Below are 20,031 nucleotides of genomic sequence, written 5' to 3'. Positions count from 1 at the left end.
CACCGTGGCCGACCACCGCCGACAAGCCCAGCGGGTATTGTTCTTGGCGCTAGGGGTCAATGTTGCCCTGACGGCCATTAAAGCCATTGTTGGTGTTCTCAGTCACTCATTGAGTTTACAGGCCGATGCCCTGCATAGCTTGACCGATGCCGGGAGTAGCATACTGGGCTTAGTGGCCATGCAGTGGGCTAACCCCCATCCCGATCGCGACCATCCCTACGGTCACCAAAAGTTTGAAGCCCTCGGTGCATTGGGGATTGCCGCCTTTCTGGGCATGGTGTGCTTTGAGATTTTACAAAGTGCGGTTGAGCGCCTGCTGCATAAAAGCAGTGCCGTGACGATCACAGGGGCAGAACTGTGGATTGTGATCCTTGTCCTTGGTATGAATATCGGCCTTACTCTCTATGAACACCACATGGGGCGCAAGCTGAATAATTCCGTGCTCATTGCTGATGCCAAGCATACCCTGAGCGATGTCTGGACAACGATTATTGTTCTTTTGGGGTTGATTGGGGTGTGGACGTTCAATTGGGATTGGCTGGATGTGGTGTTGGCATTTCCCGTCGCGGCCCTTGTGTTTTGGAGTGCGTGGGAAGTCCTCAAAAGCAACATTCCTTGGCTGGTGGATGAGATGGCGATCGCCCCCGAAGCCATCCATGAGCTAGTGATGACCGTGCCCGGTGTGGTTAATTGCCATGACATTAGCTCGCGGGGAATGGTGGGACGGCAAGTGTTTATTGAGATGCACTTAATTGTCGAGGCGGAAGATATTCCCACGGCCCATGACATTACTGAGCAAATTGAAGCCCTGCTGCAAGACCGCTATGGGCCGGCTCGCATTGTCATCCACGTCGAACCCCCCGACTACGAATCCAGTCAGATCAGCTTCTCTTAAGTGATTTTTGCTATTTTTTGAGCATCTGCGCAAAGCAACTGAGGAGTGACCCTGTGGTGTACGACTGCATTGTTGTTGGTTCAGGCCCTGCGGGCGGTGCGGCTGCCTATCACTTGGCTAGGCGAGGCCGGCGGGTGTTGGTTCTGGAAAAGGAAGCTCTGCCCCGCTACAAGCCCTGTGGGGGAGGTGTGTCGCCCCAAGTGCAAGCTTGGTTTGACTTTGACTTTACTCCTGCTATCTCACTGAAGCTGACGCAAATGGTCTGTACGTGGCAGGGTGGGGAAGCGCAAGTGCTGGAACTGCCCCCAAAGCACGCAGTATGGATGGTGCGCCGCGATGTGTTTGATCATTTTCTGATTCAACAGGCGCAGCAACAGGGGGCGCAGGTAGCGGCTCAAACTCCCGCTACAGGTCTAACGTGGGGGGGCGATCGCTGGCAGGTGCATACGCCCAAGGGGGATTTCACAGCGCAGTATTTGATTGGCTGTGATGGTGCCAAAGGTTCAATGGCCAAGTGGTTGGGCTTCCAACATCGTCAGCAGCGTATAGGAGCAGCCATTGAGGTTGAAGCAGCCATGCCCAATCATGCCCTGAGGACAGCCCACTTTGACTTTGGTCGCGTTCACAATGGCTACATTTGGAACTTTCCTAAGCGGGAGGGCTACTCGATTGGTGTGGGCACGTTTTCCCTAAAACGCAAGCAAAATCTGAGGGCGATCGGGGCAGCATATGCTGAAACCTTTGGCGTTGATTTCAGTCAAGTCAAGGTCTATGGCCACCCCCTCTACTGTTGGCAGCGGCACCAGCGCCTGCACACCCAAAATGCCCTCCTTGCCGGGGAAGCGGCCTGTATCGTTGATCCGTTTACTGCCGAAGGCATTCGTCCCTCGCTGTTGACCGGCATGTTGGCCGCCCAAGCCATCGATCGCGCCCTCAATGGTGATCCAGAGGCTCTCGCAGACTATTCCCGTCAAGTCCAACAGGCGTGGGGAGCGGATATGGTCTGGGCAAAACGTCTAGCGACTCTTTTTTATCGGATGCCCCACATGGCCTATGAAGTGGCCATCAAACGTCCCAGCGCCCTGCAACGGATGGGGCAAATTCTCTGCGGTCAGTTGCGTTACCGCGATGCAGCAGCCAATGGCCTGAAATTGTTGGCAGCGGGGTTGAGAGTGCCGACGGTTTTCCGTTAATGCCGATAGGGATGCTCCCTGAGCTGCCTTCTATAATGTTGGTGCAGCCTAACTTTAGGAACACGAGTGGTGAGCAGTCCCATTGAGCAGCGCAAGGCCGAGCACCTCGAGCTTTGTATTCAAGGTGATGTCAGTCATCAAGAAGTCACCACCGGTTTCGAGAAGTATCGCTTTCGCCATTGTGCCCTGCCCGAACTGGACTTTGCCGAGATTGATCTGAGCGTCGAGTTTTTGGGCTGGCGACTCGCTGCCCCCCTGCTGATTTCCTCCATGACCGGTGGCACCCCCCAAGCGGGAGACATCAATCGCCGTTTAGCCCGGGTGGCGCAACAAAAGGGAATTGCTATGGGTGTTGGTTCCCAGCGAGTGCTGCTGGAGCATCCAGAGGTGGCGACCACGTTTGCCATTCGTCAAGAGGCACCCACTATCCCCCTCTTAGCCAATCTTGGCGCGGTGCAGTTGAACTATGGCTGTGGCGTCAATGAATGCCAAAAGATTATTGATCTCCTAGAGGCGAATGCCTTGATTTTGCACCTCAATCCCCTACAAGAGGCCGTCCAAACGGGGGGCGATCGCAACTTCAAGGGACTGTTGACGAAAATTGGTGTTCTCTGCCGTGCCCTACCGGTGCCGGTGATTGTTAAGGAAGTGGGCAATGGTATCAGTGCCGACGTGGCCAAGCAACTCGTGGAGGTGGGAGTAGCCGCTATTGACGTGGCTGGTGCAGGGGGAACCTCTTGGGCTAAGGTGGAAGCAGCGCGTGCTCAGGATGGGCGTCAGCAGTACCTCGGAGAGGCCTTTGCCGAATGGGGCACGCCTACGGCGCAGTGTCTGGAGCAAATTCATCCTGCCCTACCAGATACGCCCCTAATTGCCTCCGGCGGACTTCAAAATGGCATTGATGTGGCCAAGGCCCTTGCCCTCGGTGCTAGTCTTGCCGGTTTAGCGCGCCCCTTTTTGCAGGCCGCCCATCAATCAGAGGAGACACTTGCGCAACGCATTGATTTTATCCTTGAGGAATTGAAAACCGTGCTGTTTTGTACCGGCAGTGCCACTCCCCAAGCCCTCTATCAGCGTCGCTGTCTCGAAAGGATCTAGCGGGGGTCTTCAAGGATCGTGCGCAGCCACGGGGGCGGATCCGGAATCGGATTGCCCAATCGCTCCAACAGTGTCCATGCCAAAATATGCACCACTAAGGCATACACCGTGGACTGGAAAAAGACAAGTAGCAGTGCCACGACTTGGATCAGGGTCACCGTTGGCTCCAGCAGCAGGTTGAGGTTGACCAGCACCCAATCAATGAAATTCGTGACCTGCTGATTGAAGTAAATCCAGAGGTTTTCCCCGAGCAGAATGGACACAAGACTAATCTGAAAGAAAAATCCTGCGGTGCCAATCACAGCGCCACTGAGAATCGAGCGTCCCCAGCTCTCTTTTTTTGCCCAACAGCCGCCAAAAATCACCCCCATCATGCCGTGGGGCAAGAGAAATTGCAGACTGCGGGGTGGCCCCATCAACACAGAAAGGAGCAAGGCACTGACAATCGCCGCCATCCAAGCCGCTCGGCGGTTCCAGCGTAAATACACCAAGGCAATGGGAATTGGAAAAAATAGGCGCAAGACTGGACCAATGGGCAAATAAAAGTTAATCACCCACAGCAGGGCAGCGGTACTGGCAAGGAAGGCTGTTTCTGTGATCACCAAGGTGCGCTGAATTTGCGATCGCCCCAAGGCTTGGGACTGCTCAGGGGGCACAATGGCTTCGACGTCGGGAAAATCATCCTCTAGGGAATCCGTTGGGTTCATTGATTGCAGATAACCTTTTTTCTCTACACTCTAGCAAGCTTTACTGCCAGCTCTCAAACTGGATATAGCGCCCTGAAAAATCCTTTGCTGAAAGTTAGAATCGGGGGTAAGGTATTCCTATCAAACTTGCATGTTAATTTATGTGCCGTCTTTATGCCTATATGGGGCGCAAAACGTCCCTTGCCCATGCCTTGGTGGATGCTCCCCATTCCCTGTTGGTGCAAAGTTATCAACCCCGCGAAATGACGGCGGGACGCTTAAATGCCGATGGCTTTGGGGTGGGCTGGTATGCTGCCCGCCAAGATGTGCCCCCCTTTCTTTATCGGCAAACGCTGCCCATGTGGCATGATATTAACTTTACTGAGCATTTAAGCCGCTACATTCAATCTGCCTGTTTTTTGGCCAATGTCCGCAGTGCCACACCGGGTCAACCCGTGCAGATGACGAATACGCAGCCCTTTCGCTGGGGACGCTGGCTGGGGGTGCACAATGGATTTATCGAGAACTTTCGCCAAACCCTCTACCGCCCTATGCGCGATCGCCTGTCGGATATTTGTTACAACATTGTTGAAGGCTCTACAGACTCTGAGCACCTCTTTGCCCTGTTTTGCAATGAATTGGTGTTGAATCCGCAACTGTCACCGTTGATGGTACTGCGGCAAACACTGCAAATTGTTTTTTCCCTAGCGCAGGCAGCGCGTACCAGTGTCAGTGCCGCCATGATTCTGACTGATGGCGTCTATATTCTCGCCACCCGCTGTGCGCGGGGCACACCACCCCCCACCCTGTACTGGAGTCAGGATGCCGAGAAAATTCAACTCACCTCAGAGCCGGTAGATCAGCAAACGGAGTGGTATCTTTTACCGGAAAATAAATTGCTGTTGATGAGTTTGCAGAGTGAACCAGAAATTTACGCCTTCTGAGATATCAGTGCCTTTTAATCCCTTTGATCGGGGAGCTTTTTGGCAAGCCTTTCAGAACCAGCGGCAATTTACACTCCAACTTGTGGCTGAGTTGAGCGAGGCCGTCCTTTGTGCGCAGCCCCATCCCCTCTATAGTCCCGTGGGGTGGCATTTGGGACACATTGGCTACACAGAAGCTTTTTGGCTCTTGCCGGAATCCTCAGGGGTGAGCGATCGCGATCGCTATTGGTATGCCGCCGATGGCCGACCCAAGGCCGAACGACAGCATCTACCGCCGCGTGGCCAGCTACTTGACTACTTAGCAGAGATTCGCCAAAAGACGGGCGATCGCCTCTACAGTCTTAGCGACGAGCAGTGGCAACGGGAAGTCCGTCTCTGGTGGTGGATTTTGCAGCATGAAGCCCAACACAGTGAAACGATGCAAATGGTGCTGGCGATGCAGGGGATTTTCACCACCTTACCCCCTCTCCTATCGTCGCCTCAGTCTTGGCAACGGATTGCCGCTGGCAGTTATGTCATTGGCAGTGAAGACCTCTTAGCCCTTGATAACGAGCAGCCAGTCCAGAGTGTCGAACTACTTCCTTTTATGATTGATGCGGCACCGCTGACCTGGCGGGAATTTCTCACCTTTGTGGAAGCGGGTGGTTATCAGCGGCGGGAATGGTGGTCCAGCAGTGGTTGGGAATGGCGCGAAGCAGAGGGGATCACAGCACCCTTTTACCCCGTTCCTGAGGATTTGGACTTACCTATGTGGGGACTCAGTTTCTATGAGGCTGAAGCCTATGGCCATTTCCAAGGCAAACGTCTCCCCAGTGAACGGGAATGGGAGATTGCTGCTCAGCAGGGACTCTTGAATCAGGGCTACGTTTGGGAATGGACGCAAAGTCCCTTTGCCCCCTATCCGGGGTTCCAGAGCTATCCCTACCGGGGGTATTCTGCCCCCTACTTTGATGGCGAGCATTTTGTCCTAAAAGGCGGTAGTCACTGGACGCGCCCCATTCTCAAGCGACCCTCATTTCGCAATTGGTATAGCCGCACCACCCGTGAGGTGTTTGCCGGCGCCCGCTATGTTCAACTAGAAGCACTCCCGATTGAGTCTGAGGCCTAGATCTGGGTGAAGTGGGTTAATTTTGTGCCCAAGTTCCCCGTGATCCTGTGATCCTTTTCACGGGCACTCTCCTTAGGCTTCGCCAGAATCAGACTATCAACTATCCTCTTGCGAGGCATCTTATGAGAAACATTGAAGCTGAGCAAACGAAGCACCGTTCCTCAGTAAAGAAAGTTTGAACAAGATGCCCCCCAAGCAATGAGTCCGACTCAAACTCCCTAAACTAGGGACAAGGGCATAGGGGCGTTTTGATGTCAATTGCTGAGGAATTCCGCCAACTGCAAACGCGACTCTTGGAGTGCTGGGACGGGACAGAAACGTTTATTCCTGAACTACCCAAGGGTCCCGGCGGCATTGAGCGCGATATTGTGGTGGTGCCTTCCCTGAGCTTTCCCCAACCGGAGCTGGCCAAGATCACCGGCTACACCCACTACGAGGAGCGGCAACTCTATACGCTGATCCAGTTGCGGAATCCGCGTACCCGCATGATCTACGTGACGTCCCAGCCGCTGCACCCCAGCATTATTGACTATTATCTGGATTTACTCCCCGGCGTACCCAGTTCCCATGCCCGCGATCGCCTGCTGCTGCTGGCCACCTACGATCGCTCCGATAAACCCTTGACTGCGAAAATTTTAGAGCGGCCTCGCCTTTTGGAGCGTATTCGTCAAGCCCTGCGTCCCAACCAAGCCTACATGGTGTGTTTTAACTCCACCCCTTTGGAGCGGGAACTGGCGGTACGCTTAGGCATTCCCCTCTACTCGACGGATCCCGACCTCCTCTACTGGGGAACCAAGGCGGGCAGTCGGGAACTTTTTGCGGCCGCAGGCATTCCCCATCCGATGGGCAGCGGTTTTTTGCAGGGGGTACCGGAACTGGTGCGCGCGATCGCTCACCTCCAAGAGAAATCTCCTGAACTGCAACGGGTGGTGGTGAAACTCAATGAGGCTTTTTCCGGAGAAGGCAATGCTCTTCTTGATCTGCGCCCACTGCGCCCCCTTGGCAGCCCACACACCCCCGATCATCTACAACGGATTGAAAATAGCCTAGAGGAGATGGTCTTTCAGGCGCCTAATGAAACTTGGCTCTCCTATCGGCAGCGATTTATGGATCTGGGTGGCATTGTCGAAGCCTTTGTGGAAGGGACAGTCAAGCGATCGCCCAGTGTCCAAGGCTGTATTACCCCCAAAGGCAGTGTTGAAATCGTCTCCACCCATGAACAGTTACTCAATGCCCCCACAGGTCAAATTTTCATTGGCTGTGAATTTCCCGCCCATGCCGACTATCGCCAACAACTCCAAGAATTGGGGCAAAAGGTAGGGACGTACTTGGCACAGCAGGGGGTGATCGGCTGTTTTGGTGTGGACGTTGTTGCAACCCAGACAACAGCAGGGTGGGAGCTTTACGCCATTGAAATTAACTTGCGCAAGGGTGGTACTACGCACCCCTTTATGACCTTAAAATTCCTCACCGATGGCCACTATGAGCTAGCCTCTGGACTGTTTTACAGCAAGCACCGCCGTCCCAAGTATTACATTGCCTCCGATAACCTCTGCCAACCCCACTATCGGGGTCTTTTGCCCAATGATCTCTTAGATATGATTGCCCGCTACCATCTCCACTTTGACTCCAGCACCGAAACGGGCACTGTCTTTCACCTCATGGGGGCACTCTCGGAATTTGGTAAGCTGGGTCTCGTCAGTATTGGCAACACCCCCGAAGAAGCCCAAGCCATCTACAACCAGACCATTGGCGTTCTCGATGCTGCGGCGCTATAAGTCTCTCATGTGCCCACCCCCCGCATAGACAGGGGTCTGAGAATCTCGCTACAATTGGCAACGTTCACTGTGAAGAGCAGCCTGTAGGGAAAATCCAGTGCAAGTCTGGTGCTGTGCCGCAGCTGTGATGGGGAACCCCCCTCAGCCAGAATGCCTACTTGCTGTGGTTCACTCTGTTTGCCTGCGTCGCACGGGCATGGAGTTTCAATGTGGTTGTTACGCTCAACGATTCCATTCTCAATCCCCTCGGTTTTAGCCTCGATTTACCCCCTCTCCCCCAATCTCGACCGCTTTTACTCGTCGGTCATGGGACGCGCGATCCGGAAGGTCGCCAAGCATTTTTGGACTTTGCCCAAGCCTATTATCAACTGGATCCCTGCCGGCCTGTTTTTCCCTGTTTTCTGGAGTTAACGGAACCCTCGATTTTTGAGGTGCTCAGCCAGTGTGCTGCCGCAGGCCATACAGACTTGTCAGTGCTACCAGTTTTACTCTTTGCTGCTCGCCACAATAAGTTTGACGTTACCAATGAGTTGGATCGGGCGCGGCGGGCGTTTCCGCAATTGCGCTATCACTATGGCCGCCACTATGGTATTGCCCCCGAAATTTTAACCCTGTGGCGATCGCGCCTTGAACGCTTGGACTCACCAGAATTTAATCCCCAAGGCATTGGCCGCGAAGAAACCGTTCTCCTAGTGGTGGGACGCGGCTCCAGTGATCCCGATGCCAATGGCGATGTCTTTAAGCTAGCCCGCATGCTCTGGGAAGGCAGTGGCTACAAAACCGTTGAGGTCTGCTTTATTGGCATTACCCATCCCCGCCTACCCGAAGGATTTGGGCGGGCGAATCTTTACCAGCCCCGCCGCGTCATTGTCCTGCCCCACTTCATGTTTACAGGGGCACTAGTCAAGAAAATCTATACCCTTACCGCAGAAGCCCAAGCCGCCTATCCCAGTGTTGAATACGTGAACCTACCGGAAATTGGCCTGCATCCGCAACTATTTTATCTCACGCGGCAGCGGGAAATTGAAACCCATACGGGGCAGGTGGCCATGAACTGTGAAGCCTGCAAATTCCGCTTGGTGGCAGGCCATAGCCATCATCACCACCATCATCAGGATCATGAGCACCCCTCCCACAGCCATGATCACGGGGGTCATCACCCTCACCACCATCACCATGGATCAACCGTGGACTTGGATCACTTGCCCAGTTACCACCAACGCATTTGGCAAGTTCCCTAAGCATCGCTCCCCAGCGAAAATGTTAGAGTAAATGATGACTGCTACTCTTTCTCAAGCTTAGATAGGGCTTGTCTATGCGTATTAAATATCCTCCCCAGACGGTTGACCGGGTGTTAATTTTTGATACCACCCTGCGGGACGGTGAACAGTCGCCCGGTGCTTCCCTAAATGTGGATGAAAAACTGGCGATCGCCCGTCAACTGGCGCGACTGGGGGTGGATATTATTGAAGCAGGCTTTCCCTTTGCCAGTCCCGGTGACTTTGAGGCGGTGCAGCGGATTGCTGAAACCGTGGGCACCGAAACGGGGCCAGTGATCTGTGGCTTGGCTCGTGCCACCCGCCAAGATATTGAAGCAGCCGCAAAAGCCCTCAAACCCGCCTACTATCCGCGGATTCACACCTTTATTGCCACCTCGGATATCCACCTAGAGTACAAACTGAAGAAAACCCGCGCTGAGGTACTGGAAATTGCCCCCGAAATGGTGGCCTATGCCAAGTCCTTTGTGGATGATGTTGAGTTTTCCCCTGAGGATGCCGGGCGTTCGGATCCTGAGTTTCTCTATCAAGTTTTGGAACGGGTGATTGACGCCGGTGCCACAACAATTAACATTCCCGACACGGTGGGTTACACCACCCCCGCCGAGTTTGGCGCCCTGATCAAAGGCATCAAGGAAAACGTGCCGAATATTGATCGTGCCGTCATTTCAGTCCATGGTCACAACGACTTGGGCTTGGCCGTTGCCAACTTCCTCGAAGCAGTCAAAAATGGGGCACGGCAACTGGAGTGTACGGTTAACGGCATTGGGGAGCGCGCCGGCAATGCTGCCCTTGAGGAATTGGTGATGGCTCTCTATGTGCGGCGGCAGTACTTCAATCCCTTCCTAGGCCGTCCCCCCGAATCGGAAGCACCCCTGACCAATATCAACACCCGCGAAATTTACAAAACCTCCCGCTTGGTCTCCAATCTAACGGGCATGCTGATTCAGCCCAATAAGGCGATCGTCGGTGCCAACGCCTTTGCCCACCAATCAGGCATTCACCAAGATGGCGTCCTCAAGCACAAGCAAACCTATGAAATCATGGATGCCCAACTCATTGGCCTTGCCGATAACCAAATTGTTTTGGGTAAACTCTCTGGTCGCAATGCCTTTGCCACCCGCCTGCGCGAGCTGGGCTTTGAACTCAGTGAAACGGAACTCAATAAGGCGTTTTTGCGCTTTAAGGAACTGGCCGACAAGAAAAAAGAAATCACTGACTGGGATCTAGAAGCTATTGTTAAAGATGAAACCCAAGCCATTGATGTTCAAGGCTACCAGCTGGAATTTGTGCAGGTCTCCTGTGGCGATCGCGCCCGCCCCACCGCCACCGTAACCATCCGTCTGCCCAGTGGTGAGGAGCTGACAGATGCCGCTATTGGCACAGGCCCTGTGGATGCCGTCTATCGTGCCATTAACCGCGTGGTGCAAATTCCCAATCGCCTCATTGAGTATTCCGTGCAGTCAGTGACCGCGGGAATTGATGCCATCGGCGAGGTGACCATTCGCCTGCAACACGGGGATCGCATTTACTCGGGCCATGCCGCCAATACAGATATTATTGTTGCTTCGGCTCATGCCTATATGAATGCCCTCAATCGTCTCTATCGCGGGCTCCAGCAGCAACGCCTCCACCCCCAGACCGCTGAGGTTCATGGTGGAACCACTCCCTAAGCCCCTTGAGCACCACGGCATCTACCCCTGCCCCATTTGCCGCCATGGCCAAATTGCCCCAATGGTGCTCATGGAAACCCATGCCTGTAACTTTTGCCGCCACATTTTTACCCTTAATTCTGAGCGCCAAACGGCTCGCCTTGAAGATGGGGCGATCGCTTTTCGCTGGCAGTGGACGGGTACAGGCTGGCGATCGCTCCACCGCCCCTCTTCTCAGGTCACCGTTGTTGGCCTTGTGTTAGCTATTTTGCTCATCATTTTACCGCCAACCCTCATCTGGCTAGCCTATGCCCTGTTTCCGCCCCTAGAAGCAGGAGTTTGGCGCTGGCTTCCCCTTCTTTGGACCGGCCTCACCTTAGCTGCCCATGCCCTACTCTTTGGGCCTGTTTTAATGGCTATTTTGTCCCCCGAAAGGGAGATGTGAGACCTTAGACAGCGAGGGGTGCCACCGCTGACTCAGCAGCACTGTTCTGATAACCTCTGAAATCTCGGTGGTTGACAGCTACACCATTGACGACAATCCCAAGCAGCTTTTGCTGTAAGCTCAGATCACAAGCCTGCAGTGCCTGAGCAAAAGCTTCGCGTCGCGTTTTCTTTAACCGCACAACCAAGAGCGCCCGCTCCACCGCTGCCAGAACCCGATGCGCCTCCGCAGCAGCCAAGATCGGCGGCACATCCAGAATCACGCAGTCAAAGGTGTCCTTAGCGCCCTCCAAGAAATCAAACCACCGCGCAGAACTCAGCAGTATCATCGGCTCTTGCTGAACCTGACCCGCCGTCAGTACCCAGAGTCTTTCCGCACGATTTGCCAAAAGACTGAACCAGTGGGGAAAAGGCATTTCCCCTTGCAACAACTCCCCTAGGCCTGCAACATTGGGAATGCCAAGTCCTTGATGCATGCTGGGCTGACGCAAATTGGCATCCACCAGTAAGACCCGTTTTCCCATCGCCGCTGCTGCAACCGCAAGGTAAATCGCAAGGGTCGTTTGCCCTTCTTTGCCCGCTGTACCCGTTATTGCCAAAGAGCGCGGCAATCCCAACGACTCTAGCTGCGTCAACAGGAAGTAAAAACTTTCCCTAAAAGCAGGTGTGGCACTCGGCAAACGGTGCTGCAATCCCCAGAGCGTCAACGGTGTTTCTAGGCGACTAAAGGCCAATTGATCAAATGTCTTCGTCAGAGGAATCTCGCCAAGAATCGGCAAGGGAGTTTGTTGGCGAATTTGCTCCACTTCTAGGAAGCGATCATCCAACCAATCGAGCACTAGAGCCAAGAATAGCCCCGACACTCCCCCCAGCATCAAAGCTATCACCAGTGCCCGTAATAAACGCTGGGTTACCTGATATTCTTCCTTGTTGTCAATATCTGAGAGGACTCGCCATGTGAAGTCTCGTTGCGCAATCTGCAGTTGGAGGGACTGTCGAGTTTGCAGTAATAACCTCAGAGATTCCTGTGCTGCTGCAAAACGTTGCTCAATCTTGCGGTAAGGATTGGCAAGGCGTATTACTCGCGATATCTCTGCCTCGGTGGCCTGAATTTGGTTGCTTAATTCAGCATCCGCCCTCCGCAGCGCTTCAAGCTCAATTCTGGTCTCTATGTACTTCTCGATTAGAGATTCAGAAACGGCACTTTGATAACCAATCAGCGTTTCGGGTTGACGAACTTGATCCTGATTTCTAATCGTAATCTGTCGCGCTTGCTGCCTAGCCTGCTCTAGCAGTAGTCGCTTTTCTTCCTGTAGCACTTGCACCGTCGGTGAGTTTTCATTCACCTTGGCCTGCTCCCCAGCTAGCTTGGTTTCCGTTTCTGTTAATTTTATTAGCAACTCCTGATAGCTTTGAGAAGCAGCTAGATTGGCAGCAGCAAGTGCCTCAGCAGGAGACAACCTTAACTGTCCTTCGAGGGAGTTAAACGTTGCCTGAGCCGACTCCAGTTTTACTCTATTTTCATTTCTTGCAGAGATCAAATTATCCAAAAGGCTAAGATACGTTTCAAGATCGCTGCTGCCAGAGGCCGCAGAGTTAAACTGGGAAGCAACTAGGTCAGGTCGTACTACCCGATTCTGAAAGCGAAATTGGTTAAGTTGATCCTCCAGATCATCAATTTGACTCAGGGTCTTCTGAATTTCTTGGTTAACATAGCGCAGATTATCCGCTATTTGATCCTGCTTTTCCTTTTCACTAAATCTTTTTAATTCTTCAACAAGGATTCCTAGGAGTGATTCTATCTTTTCTTTTTCTCTTGCAGAAAATTGGATTTCTATAATCTTTTGACTTGACTGATCTAGTAGTCTATTACCTGAGGTTAGTTTCGCTGGCTGGATTTTCAAGGATCCAATAAAAGATTGATACGAATATTGTTTTGGATCTAGATCAGGATTTTCTACTAAAAATTTCTCATAAATTGGACGCAAAACAATGTCGCTATTGAGTACCTGAACCAAAGTTCCCACATCACCTTTTGTTTCACCTGACAAAAGGGGCAGGGATATTGGAGCAAGCTGACGGAGTGACTCTAAAGATGCTCCTGGCCGAGCGCCTGAGGATTGGATAGGTTCAACCTGCACCAACACAGAGTGTCGATAGCTTCTCAAAAAGAGGTAAGAGTATCCCAAAAAGCCAATTGAGACTAGCGCACCTGCCAATATGCCAACTGCTGAGCGCCGCTTCAGCCCGCGAAGTACTTGATCAATGGTCACTTTATCAATTGGCTGCGGCTGCCACAAACTTGCCCGAGCGGCTTCAGAGGGCAAAGACAGATGGTTATTTTCACTTGACATAGGGCAAACTCAACTCGTTAGATACCATAGTACTCACGATACCAGTGGACAAATCGCTGTACGCCTATCTCAACAGGAGTTGTGGGTTCGTAGCCTGTGTCTGCCCTAAGTTCGAGCACATTCGCGTAGGTATCGGGGACATCGCCCGGTTGCAGAGGCAGAAGATTTAACTGCGCTTTCTTCCCAAGATAGGTTTCTAAGAGTTCAATATACCGTAGGAGTTCGACGGGGCGGTGGGCACCAATGTTGTAAACACGCCAAGGTGCGAGACTAGTGGCCGGATCAGGATTTTCGCCACTCCATGAAGGGTTGGGTGTGGCAGGTCGATCCAGCACCCGTAGAATCCCCTCGACAATGTCATCAATGTAAGTAAAGTCGCGGCGATGCTTACCATAGTTAAAGACAGGCAACGGTTCATTATTCAAAATGGCTTTCGTAAACTTAAAGAGTGCCATGTCGGGGCGCCCCCATGGGCCATAGACGGTAAAAAAGCGCAGTCCAGTAGTGGGCAGGTCATAGAGGTGGCTGTAGGTATGTGCCATCAGTTCATTGGCTTTCTTGGTGGCCGCATAGAGACTCAAGGGGTGATCAACATTATCGTGAACCGAAAAAGGCAGTTTTTTATTGGCACCATAGACGCTTGAGGTGCTGGCATAGACGAGATGCTCTACCTGATGGTAGCGACAGGCTTCCAAAATGTGGATAAAACCTACAATATTACTGTCAATATAGGCCAAGGGATTCTCAATCGAGTAGCGTACACCCGCTTGCGCTGCTAAGTGGATGACCCGTTGGGGGGTAAAGTCTCTAAAGAGTTGGTTCACCCCTGTACAATCTACGAGGTCAATTTTTCTGAATACAAATTGATCACCTGCCGTGAAAGGGCTGAGTCGCTCAAGGCGAGCTTTCTTAAGGTTGACATCGTAGTAGTTGTTCAGATTATCGAGACCAATCACGCGATCGCCCCGCTTAAGTAGTTCCAGTGCTACTGCATTGCCAATAAACCCAGCAACACCCGTCACCAAAATATCCATCTTGATTCCTCAAATGACAAAAAGTAGCTAAAGGCGGCCGTCCACATCTTCCTTCGATAATACCCACTTCACATCATAAAGAACTCCCGGTGTTTTCAAGAGAGCACGAATGCCAGTACTACCCATTTCATGAAACTGCTGGTGGGCAACAGCAATAATGATTCCGTCCCACTGATGAGATAACTCTTCAATAAGGGAAATTCCATATTCTCTCTTGGCCTGTTGGGGATCTACCCAAGGATCGTAAATATCAACCCCTAGGCCATAACTTTGCAGTTCTTTGATAATGTCAACGACACGTGTGTTGCGTAAATCGGGGCAATTTTCCTTAAAGGTTAGTCCCATAACAAGTACACGAGCATTAGGTAAGTCAATTCCCTTTTTGACGAGTAACTTCAGAAATTGCGCTGCTACATAAAAGCCCATGTTATCGTTGATACGGCGACCAGCCAGAATCAGTTCAGGGTGATAATTGCAAGCTGCTGCTTTGTAAGTTAGATAGTAGGGATCAACACCAATACAGTGGCCACCGACCAATCCCGGACGAAAGGGCAAGAAATTCCATTTTGTGCTTGCAGCAGCTAACACTTCTTCTGTATCAATGCCCAATAGGTGAAAAATAATAGATAGCTCATTCACAAAAGCAATATTAATGTCTCGTTGAATATTTTCAATTACTTTTGCCGCTTCGGCCACTCTAATCGAGCTTGCCTTGTGTGTTCCCGCTGGAATAATTGATGCATATAGGCGATCAACTAAATCAGCAACTTCAGGTGTTGAACCAGAGGTAACTTTTTTAATTGTGGTTAAACGATGATTATGATCCCCCGGATTTATTCGTTCAGGGCTATAACCAACAAAAAAATCTTGATTAAATTTTAGTTTGGATTCCTGCTCAAGGATGGGAACACAAACTTCTTCTGTTACACCCGGATAAACAGTAGATTCGTAGATAACTATAGACTGAGGTGATAAAATCTGACCAACACTCTTGGAAGCTTTTCTTAAAGGTTCAAGATCTGGAACTTTGTAATAATCTATTGGAGTGGGAACAGAAATAATAAAAATATTACATTTTCTTAAATCTTCGAGATAGGTTGTGTACATTAGCAAGGAACACGCTTGCAAATCAGTGTCACTGACTTCTCCTGTTCTGTCATATCCCTGCTTAAGTTCAGCGATACGTTGGCTATTAACATCATAACCAATAGTATAGTACTTCTTGCCAAATTCAACGGCCAAAGGAAGACCAACATAACCTAAGCCAATCACAGCAATCTTAAAAGTATCAGAAAAATTAAGCATCATGCACTCACCTTCGCTAATTTCGGCATCTTTCACTTTTTTGAAAAGAGTTGCAATATCCTAATAAAACTAACATGAACTGAGCAATTTGAGGTATTGAGCATTAATCTTTTTGACATCAAATAAGTCCAAAGCCATTTGATAGCTATGATACCCCATTGAAGGAATCAAACTAGGTTGTTCAATAAATTTCCGCATTGCAGTTATCAAGGCATTCACATCCCGAGGCGGAATAAGGTAACCATTATAGCCGTCAATAACCGTTTCACGGCAGCCTGGCACGTCCGTAGTAATCACTGGTCGACCCATAGCCATTGCTTCTTGCGTACTGCGGGGAACACCCTCACGGTAGGAAGGTAAGACAAACACACTAGTACTGGGTAGATACTCTTTGATATTAACAAAGCCAAACCACTCAACTATACCAAGCTCTGTAAATTCCTTAATTTGTGCTTCAGATAAGCTCCCCGGATTGCTATCTAGTCCACCAATTAACCAAAATCGAACTTGAGGATACAGAGCTTTTAAGTATTTAGATGCCTCTAAAAACTCTAATACTCCTTTTTCAATGAGTAATCTTGCAACTAAAGTAAATGTTAATGGACGAGAAAAAGGCTCGCAATACGACCATTCTTGAAGATTAACGCCTGTCCCTTTAATGATTAAAGTTTTACAAGGATTTAGGCCACATGCTTGAGTAATTTCATGACAGTCATCTTTATTTTGAAAGATAATTTTATCCGCAATAGGTAAGCATATCCTGTATAAAAAAATGAGAATGATCTTCAATTTTTTTGATTTTAATTGATGGTCAGGAGTAAATGCATAACCTAAGCCCGTGAATAATGCAGAGCGGAATTTTATACCAACAAATCTCGAGGCTAGTAATCCCCAAATAATTGGCTTCGAGCTAATAGCCAAGAGACTATCAGCATTAATTTTTTTTATTGTTTTAATAATAGAGAAGAGAGATTTAATTTCTTGACAAGGATTCATGCCATTACGAACAAGGTAAAAATGATGACATATGGCACCTATTTCACTTAGTTTTGAAATTTCTGCTTCTGTATAATCTGGAGCTAAACAATGAACCTCAGCACCTGTATGAATTAACTCTAAAATCAAATCTCTTCTGAAATTAATTAACATCTGAGCATTGTTGCAAAGCAATATCAATGACAACCCATCTAGCTTGGGTATTCCATAGTGATCTTTGATTGCCATCTTAAATAAAAGGATACATGCGATAGGGTAACCACGCGAAAGCATGATCAGCAAATTGCAGCCATACCCATAATACTAAAAAACTGTAACCAAGTACTAGAAGCATCCATCGATAAAATATTTCTCGGCTTTGAGTGAGAAAGAGGTAGGGCAAATTTCCTAGAACATAGATCTGAATAGGTATTAGGTACAGCGCAAGGCGATCGGCAGCAGTTGAAGAACCTGTTAGCAAGAGTGCAAAAGAAAAAATAACTAGCCAAGATAAAGCAAGATAAACTTTTGAAGAAGTTCTAAAGAAATTATGCCCTGTATAGTATTCGATTAAAAAAATAGTTGCAGGTAAGAGATTCATGGATAGTCGAATTAAAGCACCTGAAGATGACATTCCTGCTCCGATATAGCTAACTAAAAATTTATCGCTGATGCTAGTAATTGCAATTGCACCAGATAGAGCTATCAATAATAATGCTGACACAAGTAGAATATTAATTATTTTTCCTGTTTTTAGTGCGTCAAATAAAAACATTAATATCGGCACTAATATCAGAAATATTGCTGTCTTATGAAACAGTAATGCCAAAATAAAAAACAGAATTGAATTTATTTTTTTATTGGATTCTAATGCCATTAACGCTAGTAGCTCTAAAGCGATCGCTCCTGCTTGGCGAGTATAGCCCATTGCTACAACAGTCGTTAAGTATGGGAAAGCAACTGTTAAACCCAAGTAAGGATTTTTCAGTTTTTGACAAAAAGCAAATAAACAGCTTGTGTAAATCACTGCAACACATAAGTTTACAAAATAAATTTCCTGATTAAGGGCAGCAGCAATCTTATTAATCCAGTGATAGGCAGGGTCACCAAGTAGGGCTTCAAAGCCTACCCATGGCTGATATCTAGAAGCTTCTAATATATCTATATACGTCAACCAGTCTCCACCAACTTCAAATCTCAGACCAATAAAAGCGACATAAATACTAAAAAGAAATACCCAATACCACTTCGGCATTTCTATAACCGATGGTGTTAGCGTGAGTAAGAAAACAAAGAAATAGGGAAACATATGCTAGGGCTAGATATTCAGAAACAGCGCTCTAACCATGACTGAAACATTAATACTTCCCATAGTTGTCCTGCCCAGTTGCGTTTTCCTGTTTGATGCTCCTGCCAGTATTGCCAAACAAGGTCAGGGTGTAGGTAGCCCTCCTGCTGAAGACGGGTTGGGTTCAATAAAGTTGCTCCCCAATCTCGCAGTTCAGAACGTAACCACTGAGCTAGGGGAATGCCAAATCCCATTTTAGGGCGTTCAATCAAGGGCGGCGGGACATAGCGATACAAAAGTTTACGGAGTACCTGCTTGCCCTGTTGCTGTCTGATTTTCATCTCAAGGGGGAGTGTCCAAGCAAACTCAACAATTCGATGATCTAGAAAAGGAATACGGGTCTCAAGACTCACTCCCATGGCGGCGCGATCGACCTTGACAAGGATATCATCGGGAAGATATGTCAAAAGATCAAGTGCCATCATATAGGATTCAAAAGGCAGTTGATGGCTCAGTTGGTCAAGCTTTTCTTGGATTAATAATGGTTCTTGACTATTAAGGACGAACTGGGAAGGTAAATCAATCAGTGATAGAAAAGAAAGATAGACTTCTTTGTCAGAGGTCATTTCACAGAGCTTAGCCAGCTTAGCGATTTTATCCCCTATGGTTGTATATCTTAAATTCTGAGGCAGAAAGATACTAAGTCCCCCAAAAAGCTGATCCCATTGTCTAGGGGATAGTTTTTTCAGCAAAGATGCAAGGGTGCGGCGCACTGGTTTCGGCAAGCGTTCTATTTTTCCCAAAATCGCAGGGGTCAAAAGGTACCGCACGTATCCGCCAAATAGTTCATCCCCCCCATCACCGGACAAGGCAACTGTCACCTCTTGGCGCGCAATCATTGACACAAGATGGGTAGGGATTTGAGAGGAATCAGCAAAGGGTTCGTCGTAAAGGTGGGTAAGTTTGGGAATGACATCCCGCGCCTCTTGACCTGTAAGGTAATATTCAGTGTGATCGGTACCCAAGTGTTGGGCAACTGCTTTAGCATATTGGGCTTCGTTATAGGCATCTTCATAGAAGCCAATGCTAAATGTTTTAACGGACTGGGAAGAAAGGCTTTGCATCAAAGCCACAACTGTTGAGGAATCGACGCCCCCGGACAAAAATGCGCCTAGGGGAACATCTGCTAAGAGCTGCCCTTTGAGACTTTGACACAAAAGACGCTCTAATTCAGTTGCTGCTTCGTCCTCTGTTCCTTGAAAAGGCTGGGCAAGCCCTTTAGCAATAACGCTTTCCAATAACCAATAGGCTTGGGGTGTGCCTTGAGTATTGGGGCTGAGGGCTTCAGCAGGCCACTGGAGATAGGTACCTGCTGGTAACTTCCAGATATGTTCATAGATGCTGTAGGGAGCAGGAATCCAACTGTAGCGGAAATACAGCGCTAAGGCATCGCGATTAATCAAGTTAGCAAAGGCTGGGTAAGCCCGAATCGCTTTGAGTTCTGAGGCAAAAACCAAGGCTCCATTGACCCAACCGTAGTAGAGGGGCTTTTCACCAATGCGATCTCTAGCTAGGGTTAATGTACGAGTCTTGCGATCCCAGAGGGCAAGGGCAAACATGCCAACTAGCTTTTCTAGGGCTGTGGTCACGCCCCAATGGCTAAAAGCCGCCAGTAGCGTCTCGGTATCGGAATGTCCGCGCCAAGGGGGGGCTGCACCAAGCGCTGTTAACTCCTGACGCAGTTCAAGGTGGTTGTAAATTTCACCATTAAAGACGAGGACATAACGGCCACACGCAGAAGCCATCGGCTGATGTCCTGCGGGGGAAAGATCAAGAATTGCTAGACGACGGTGGCCTAGGGCGATACCTGCCGCCTCATCTATCCAGACTCCCTCATCATCAGGGCCGCGATGGGAAAGGGTGCCATTCATCTTGCGGATAGTTGCTGCCCAGTCACCTAAAAAGGCAGCGTTGAGAAAACCAACTAGGCCACACATAGT

16 protein-coding genes and 1 riboswitch are annotated in these 20,031 nt (G+C 49.7%); of the genes, 9 read left to right on the top strand and 7 right to left on the bottom strand.

The genetic code is table 11. The annotated features are described in order from the left end of the window. The first annotated feature begins 4 nt into the window (after positions 1-4). The 3 genes from RHJ80_RS04040 (at position 5) to fni (ending at position 3,186) form a co-directional block, all read left to right on the top strand. A complete protein-coding gene (locus tag RHJ80_RS04040; RefSeq protein WP_310801518.1) occupies positions 5-895 on the top strand; it encodes a cation diffusion facilitator family transporter in 891 nt (296 codons plus the stop codon). Between the two features lie 56 nt (positions 896-951). Continuing rightward, positions 952-2,088: a geranylgeranyl reductase family protein gene (locus RHJ80_RS04035; RefSeq protein ID WP_310801517.1), complete on the top strand. Its 1,137-nt coding sequence runs from the start codon at positions 952-954 to the stop codon at positions 2,086-2,088. Positions 2,089-2,157: 69 nt separating this feature from the next. Beyond that, on the top strand, positions 2,158-3,186 hold the full coding sequence (gene fni, locus RHJ80_RS04030; protein WP_310801516.1) for a type 2 isopentenyl-diphosphate Delta-isomerase: 1,029 nt from the start codon (positions 2,158-2,160) through the stop codon (positions 3,184-3,186). Here fni and RHJ80_RS04025 read toward each other — a convergent pair. After that, entirely contained in the window at positions 3,183-3,893 is a 711-nt protein-coding gene (locus RHJ80_RS04025) for a DUF2232 domain-containing protein (RefSeq protein WP_206201173.1), read from the bottom strand. The two genes, fni and RHJ80_RS04025, sit on opposite strands and share 4 nt — an antisense overlap. 140 nt (positions 3,894-4,033) lie before the next feature. Here RHJ80_RS04025 and egtC point away from each other — a divergent pair, with 140 nt between their 5' ends. From egtC to RHJ80_RS03995, 6 genes are all read left to right on the top strand, one after another. Further along, positions 4,034-4,816 carry an ergothioneine biosynthesis protein EgtC gene (gene egtC, locus RHJ80_RS04020; RefSeq protein WP_310801515.1) on the top strand — a complete coding sequence of 261 codons (783 nt, stop codon included), beginning with the start codon at positions 4,034-4,036 and terminating at the stop codon, positions 4,814-4,816. A gap of 7 nt (positions 4,817-4,823) precedes the next feature. Further along, on the top strand, positions 4,824-5,924 hold the full coding sequence (locus RHJ80_RS04015) for an SUMF1/EgtB/PvdO family nonheme iron enzyme (protein ID WP_310801514.1): 1,101 nt from the start codon (positions 4,824-4,826) through the stop codon (positions 5,922-5,924). Between the two features lie 251 nt (positions 5,925-6,175). Continuing rightward, the gene (locus RHJ80_RS04010) at positions 6,176-7,702 is read left to right on the top strand and encodes a peptide ligase PGM1-related protein (protein ID WP_310801513.1); all 1,527 of its coding nucleotides are present in this window, start codon (positions 6,176-6,178) and stop codon (positions 7,700-7,702) included. A 35-nt stretch (positions 7,703-7,737) separates the two neighbouring features. Then, positions 7,738-7,879, top strand: a riboswitch (cobalamin riboswitch). A 32-nt stretch (positions 7,880-7,911) separates the two neighbouring features. Further along, positions 7,912-8,943: a sirohydrochlorin chelatase gene (locus tag RHJ80_RS04005; RefSeq protein WP_310800484.1), complete on the top strand. Its 1,032-nt coding sequence runs from the start codon at positions 7,912-7,914 to the stop codon at positions 8,941-8,943. A 74-nt stretch (positions 8,944-9,017) separates the two neighbouring features. Beyond that, entirely contained in the window at positions 9,018-10,652 is a 1,635-nt protein-coding gene (locus RHJ80_RS04000; protein WP_206201168.1) for a 2-isopropylmalate synthase, read from the top strand. Beyond that, a complete protein-coding gene (locus RHJ80_RS03995; RefSeq protein WP_310801512.1) occupies positions 10,633-11,076 on the top strand; it encodes a hypothetical protein in 444 nt (147 codons plus the stop codon). The genes RHJ80_RS04000 and RHJ80_RS03995 overlap by 20 nt, the downstream gene beginning before the upstream one ends. A gap of 4 nt (positions 11,077-11,080) precedes the next feature. Here the strand turns inward: RHJ80_RS03995 and RHJ80_RS03990 are convergent, their stop codons facing one another. The 6 genes from RHJ80_RS03990 to asnB form a co-directional block, all read right to left on the bottom strand. Next, on the bottom strand, positions 11,081-13,429 hold the full coding sequence (locus RHJ80_RS03990) for an AAA family ATPase (protein WP_310801511.1): 2,349 nt from the start codon (positions 13,427-13,429) through the stop codon (positions 11,081-11,083). A gap of 17 nt (positions 13,430-13,446) precedes the next feature. Beyond that, positions 13,447-14,463 (bottom strand): NAD-dependent epimerase, encoded by a 1,017-nt coding sequence (locus RHJ80_RS03985; protein WP_310801510.1) that lies wholly within the window; start codon positions 14,461-14,463, stop codon positions 13,447-13,449. Between the two features lie 27 nt (positions 14,464-14,490). Next, positions 14,491-15,768 carry a Vi polysaccharide biosynthesis UDP-N-acetylglucosamine C-6 dehydrogenase TviB gene (tviB, locus tag RHJ80_RS03980; RefSeq protein WP_206201605.1) on the bottom strand — a complete coding sequence of 426 codons (1,278 nt, stop codon included), beginning with the start codon at positions 15,766-15,768 and terminating at the stop codon, positions 14,491-14,493. 69 nt (positions 15,769-15,837) lie between these two features. Beyond that, positions 15,838-16,917, bottom strand: coding sequence for a glycosyltransferase family 4 protein (locus RHJ80_RS03975; RefSeq protein WP_310801509.1), 1,080 nt, complete (start codon positions 16,915-16,917; stop codon positions 15,838-15,840). A 76-nt stretch (positions 16,918-16,993) separates the two neighbouring features. Beyond that, complete coding sequence (locus RHJ80_RS03970) at positions 16,994-17,998, bottom strand: EpsG family protein (protein WP_302678914.1); 1,005 nt, start codon at positions 17,996-17,998, stop codon at positions 16,994-16,996. Positions 17,999-18,069: 71 nt separating this feature from the next. Beyond that, positions 18,070-20,028 (bottom strand): asparagine synthase (glutamine-hydrolyzing), encoded by a 1,959-nt coding sequence (asnB, locus tag RHJ80_RS03965; protein WP_302678913.1) that lies wholly within the window; start codon positions 20,026-20,028, stop codon positions 18,070-18,072. Between the last annotated feature and the right edge of the window lie 3 nt (positions 20,029-20,031).

The organism is Thermosynechococcus sp. QS41 (assembly GCF_031583515.1).
In the GTDB taxonomy this organism is placed as follows: Bacteria; Cyanobacteriota; Cyanobacteriia; order Thermosynechococcales; family Thermosynechococcaceae; genus Thermosynechococcus.
This window is presented reverse-complemented; position numbering and strand designations above follow the sequence as displayed.

Coding starts and splice junctions, on each gene's coding strand:
- RHJ80_RS04025 (WP_206201173.1), bottom strand. CDS start 3,893: ATGAACCCAACGGATTCCCTAGAGGATGATTTTCCCGACGTCGAAGCC.
- egtC (WP_310801515.1), top strand. CDS start 4,034: ATGTGCCGTCTTTATGCCTATATGGGGCGCAAAACGTCCCTTGCCCAT.
- RHJ80_RS04010 (WP_310801513.1), top strand. CDS start 6,176: ATGTCAATTGCTGAGGAATTCCGCCAACTGCAAACGCGACTCTTGGAG.
- RHJ80_RS04000 (WP_206201168.1), top strand. CDS start 9,018: ATGCGTATTAAATATCCTCCCCAGACGGTTGACCGGGTGTTAATTTTT.
- RHJ80_RS03995 (WP_310801512.1), top strand. CDS start 10,633: ATGGTGGAACCACTCCCTAAGCCCCTTGAGCACCACGGCATCTACCCC.
- RHJ80_RS03990 (WP_310801511.1), bottom strand. CDS start 13,429: ATGTCAAGTGAAAATAACCATCTGTCTTTGCCCTCTGAAGCCGCTCGG.
- RHJ80_RS03985 (WP_310801510.1), bottom strand. CDS start 14,463: ATGGATATTTTGGTGACGGGTGTTGCTGGGTTTATTGGCAATGCAGTA.
- tviB (WP_206201605.1), bottom strand. CDS start 15,768: ATGCTTAATTTTTCTGATACTTTTAAGATTGCTGTGATTGGCTTAGGT.
- RHJ80_RS03975 (WP_310801509.1), bottom strand. CDS start 16,917: ATGTTAATTAATTTCAGAAGAGATTTGATTTTAGAGTTAATTCATACA.
- RHJ80_RS03970 (WP_302678914.1), bottom strand. CDS start 17,998: ATGCCGAAGTGGTATTGGGTATTTCTTTTTAGTATTTATGTCGCTTTT.
- asnB (WP_302678913.1), bottom strand. CDS start 20,028: ATGTGTGGCCTAGTTGGTTTTCTCAACGCTGCCTTTTTAGGTGACTGG.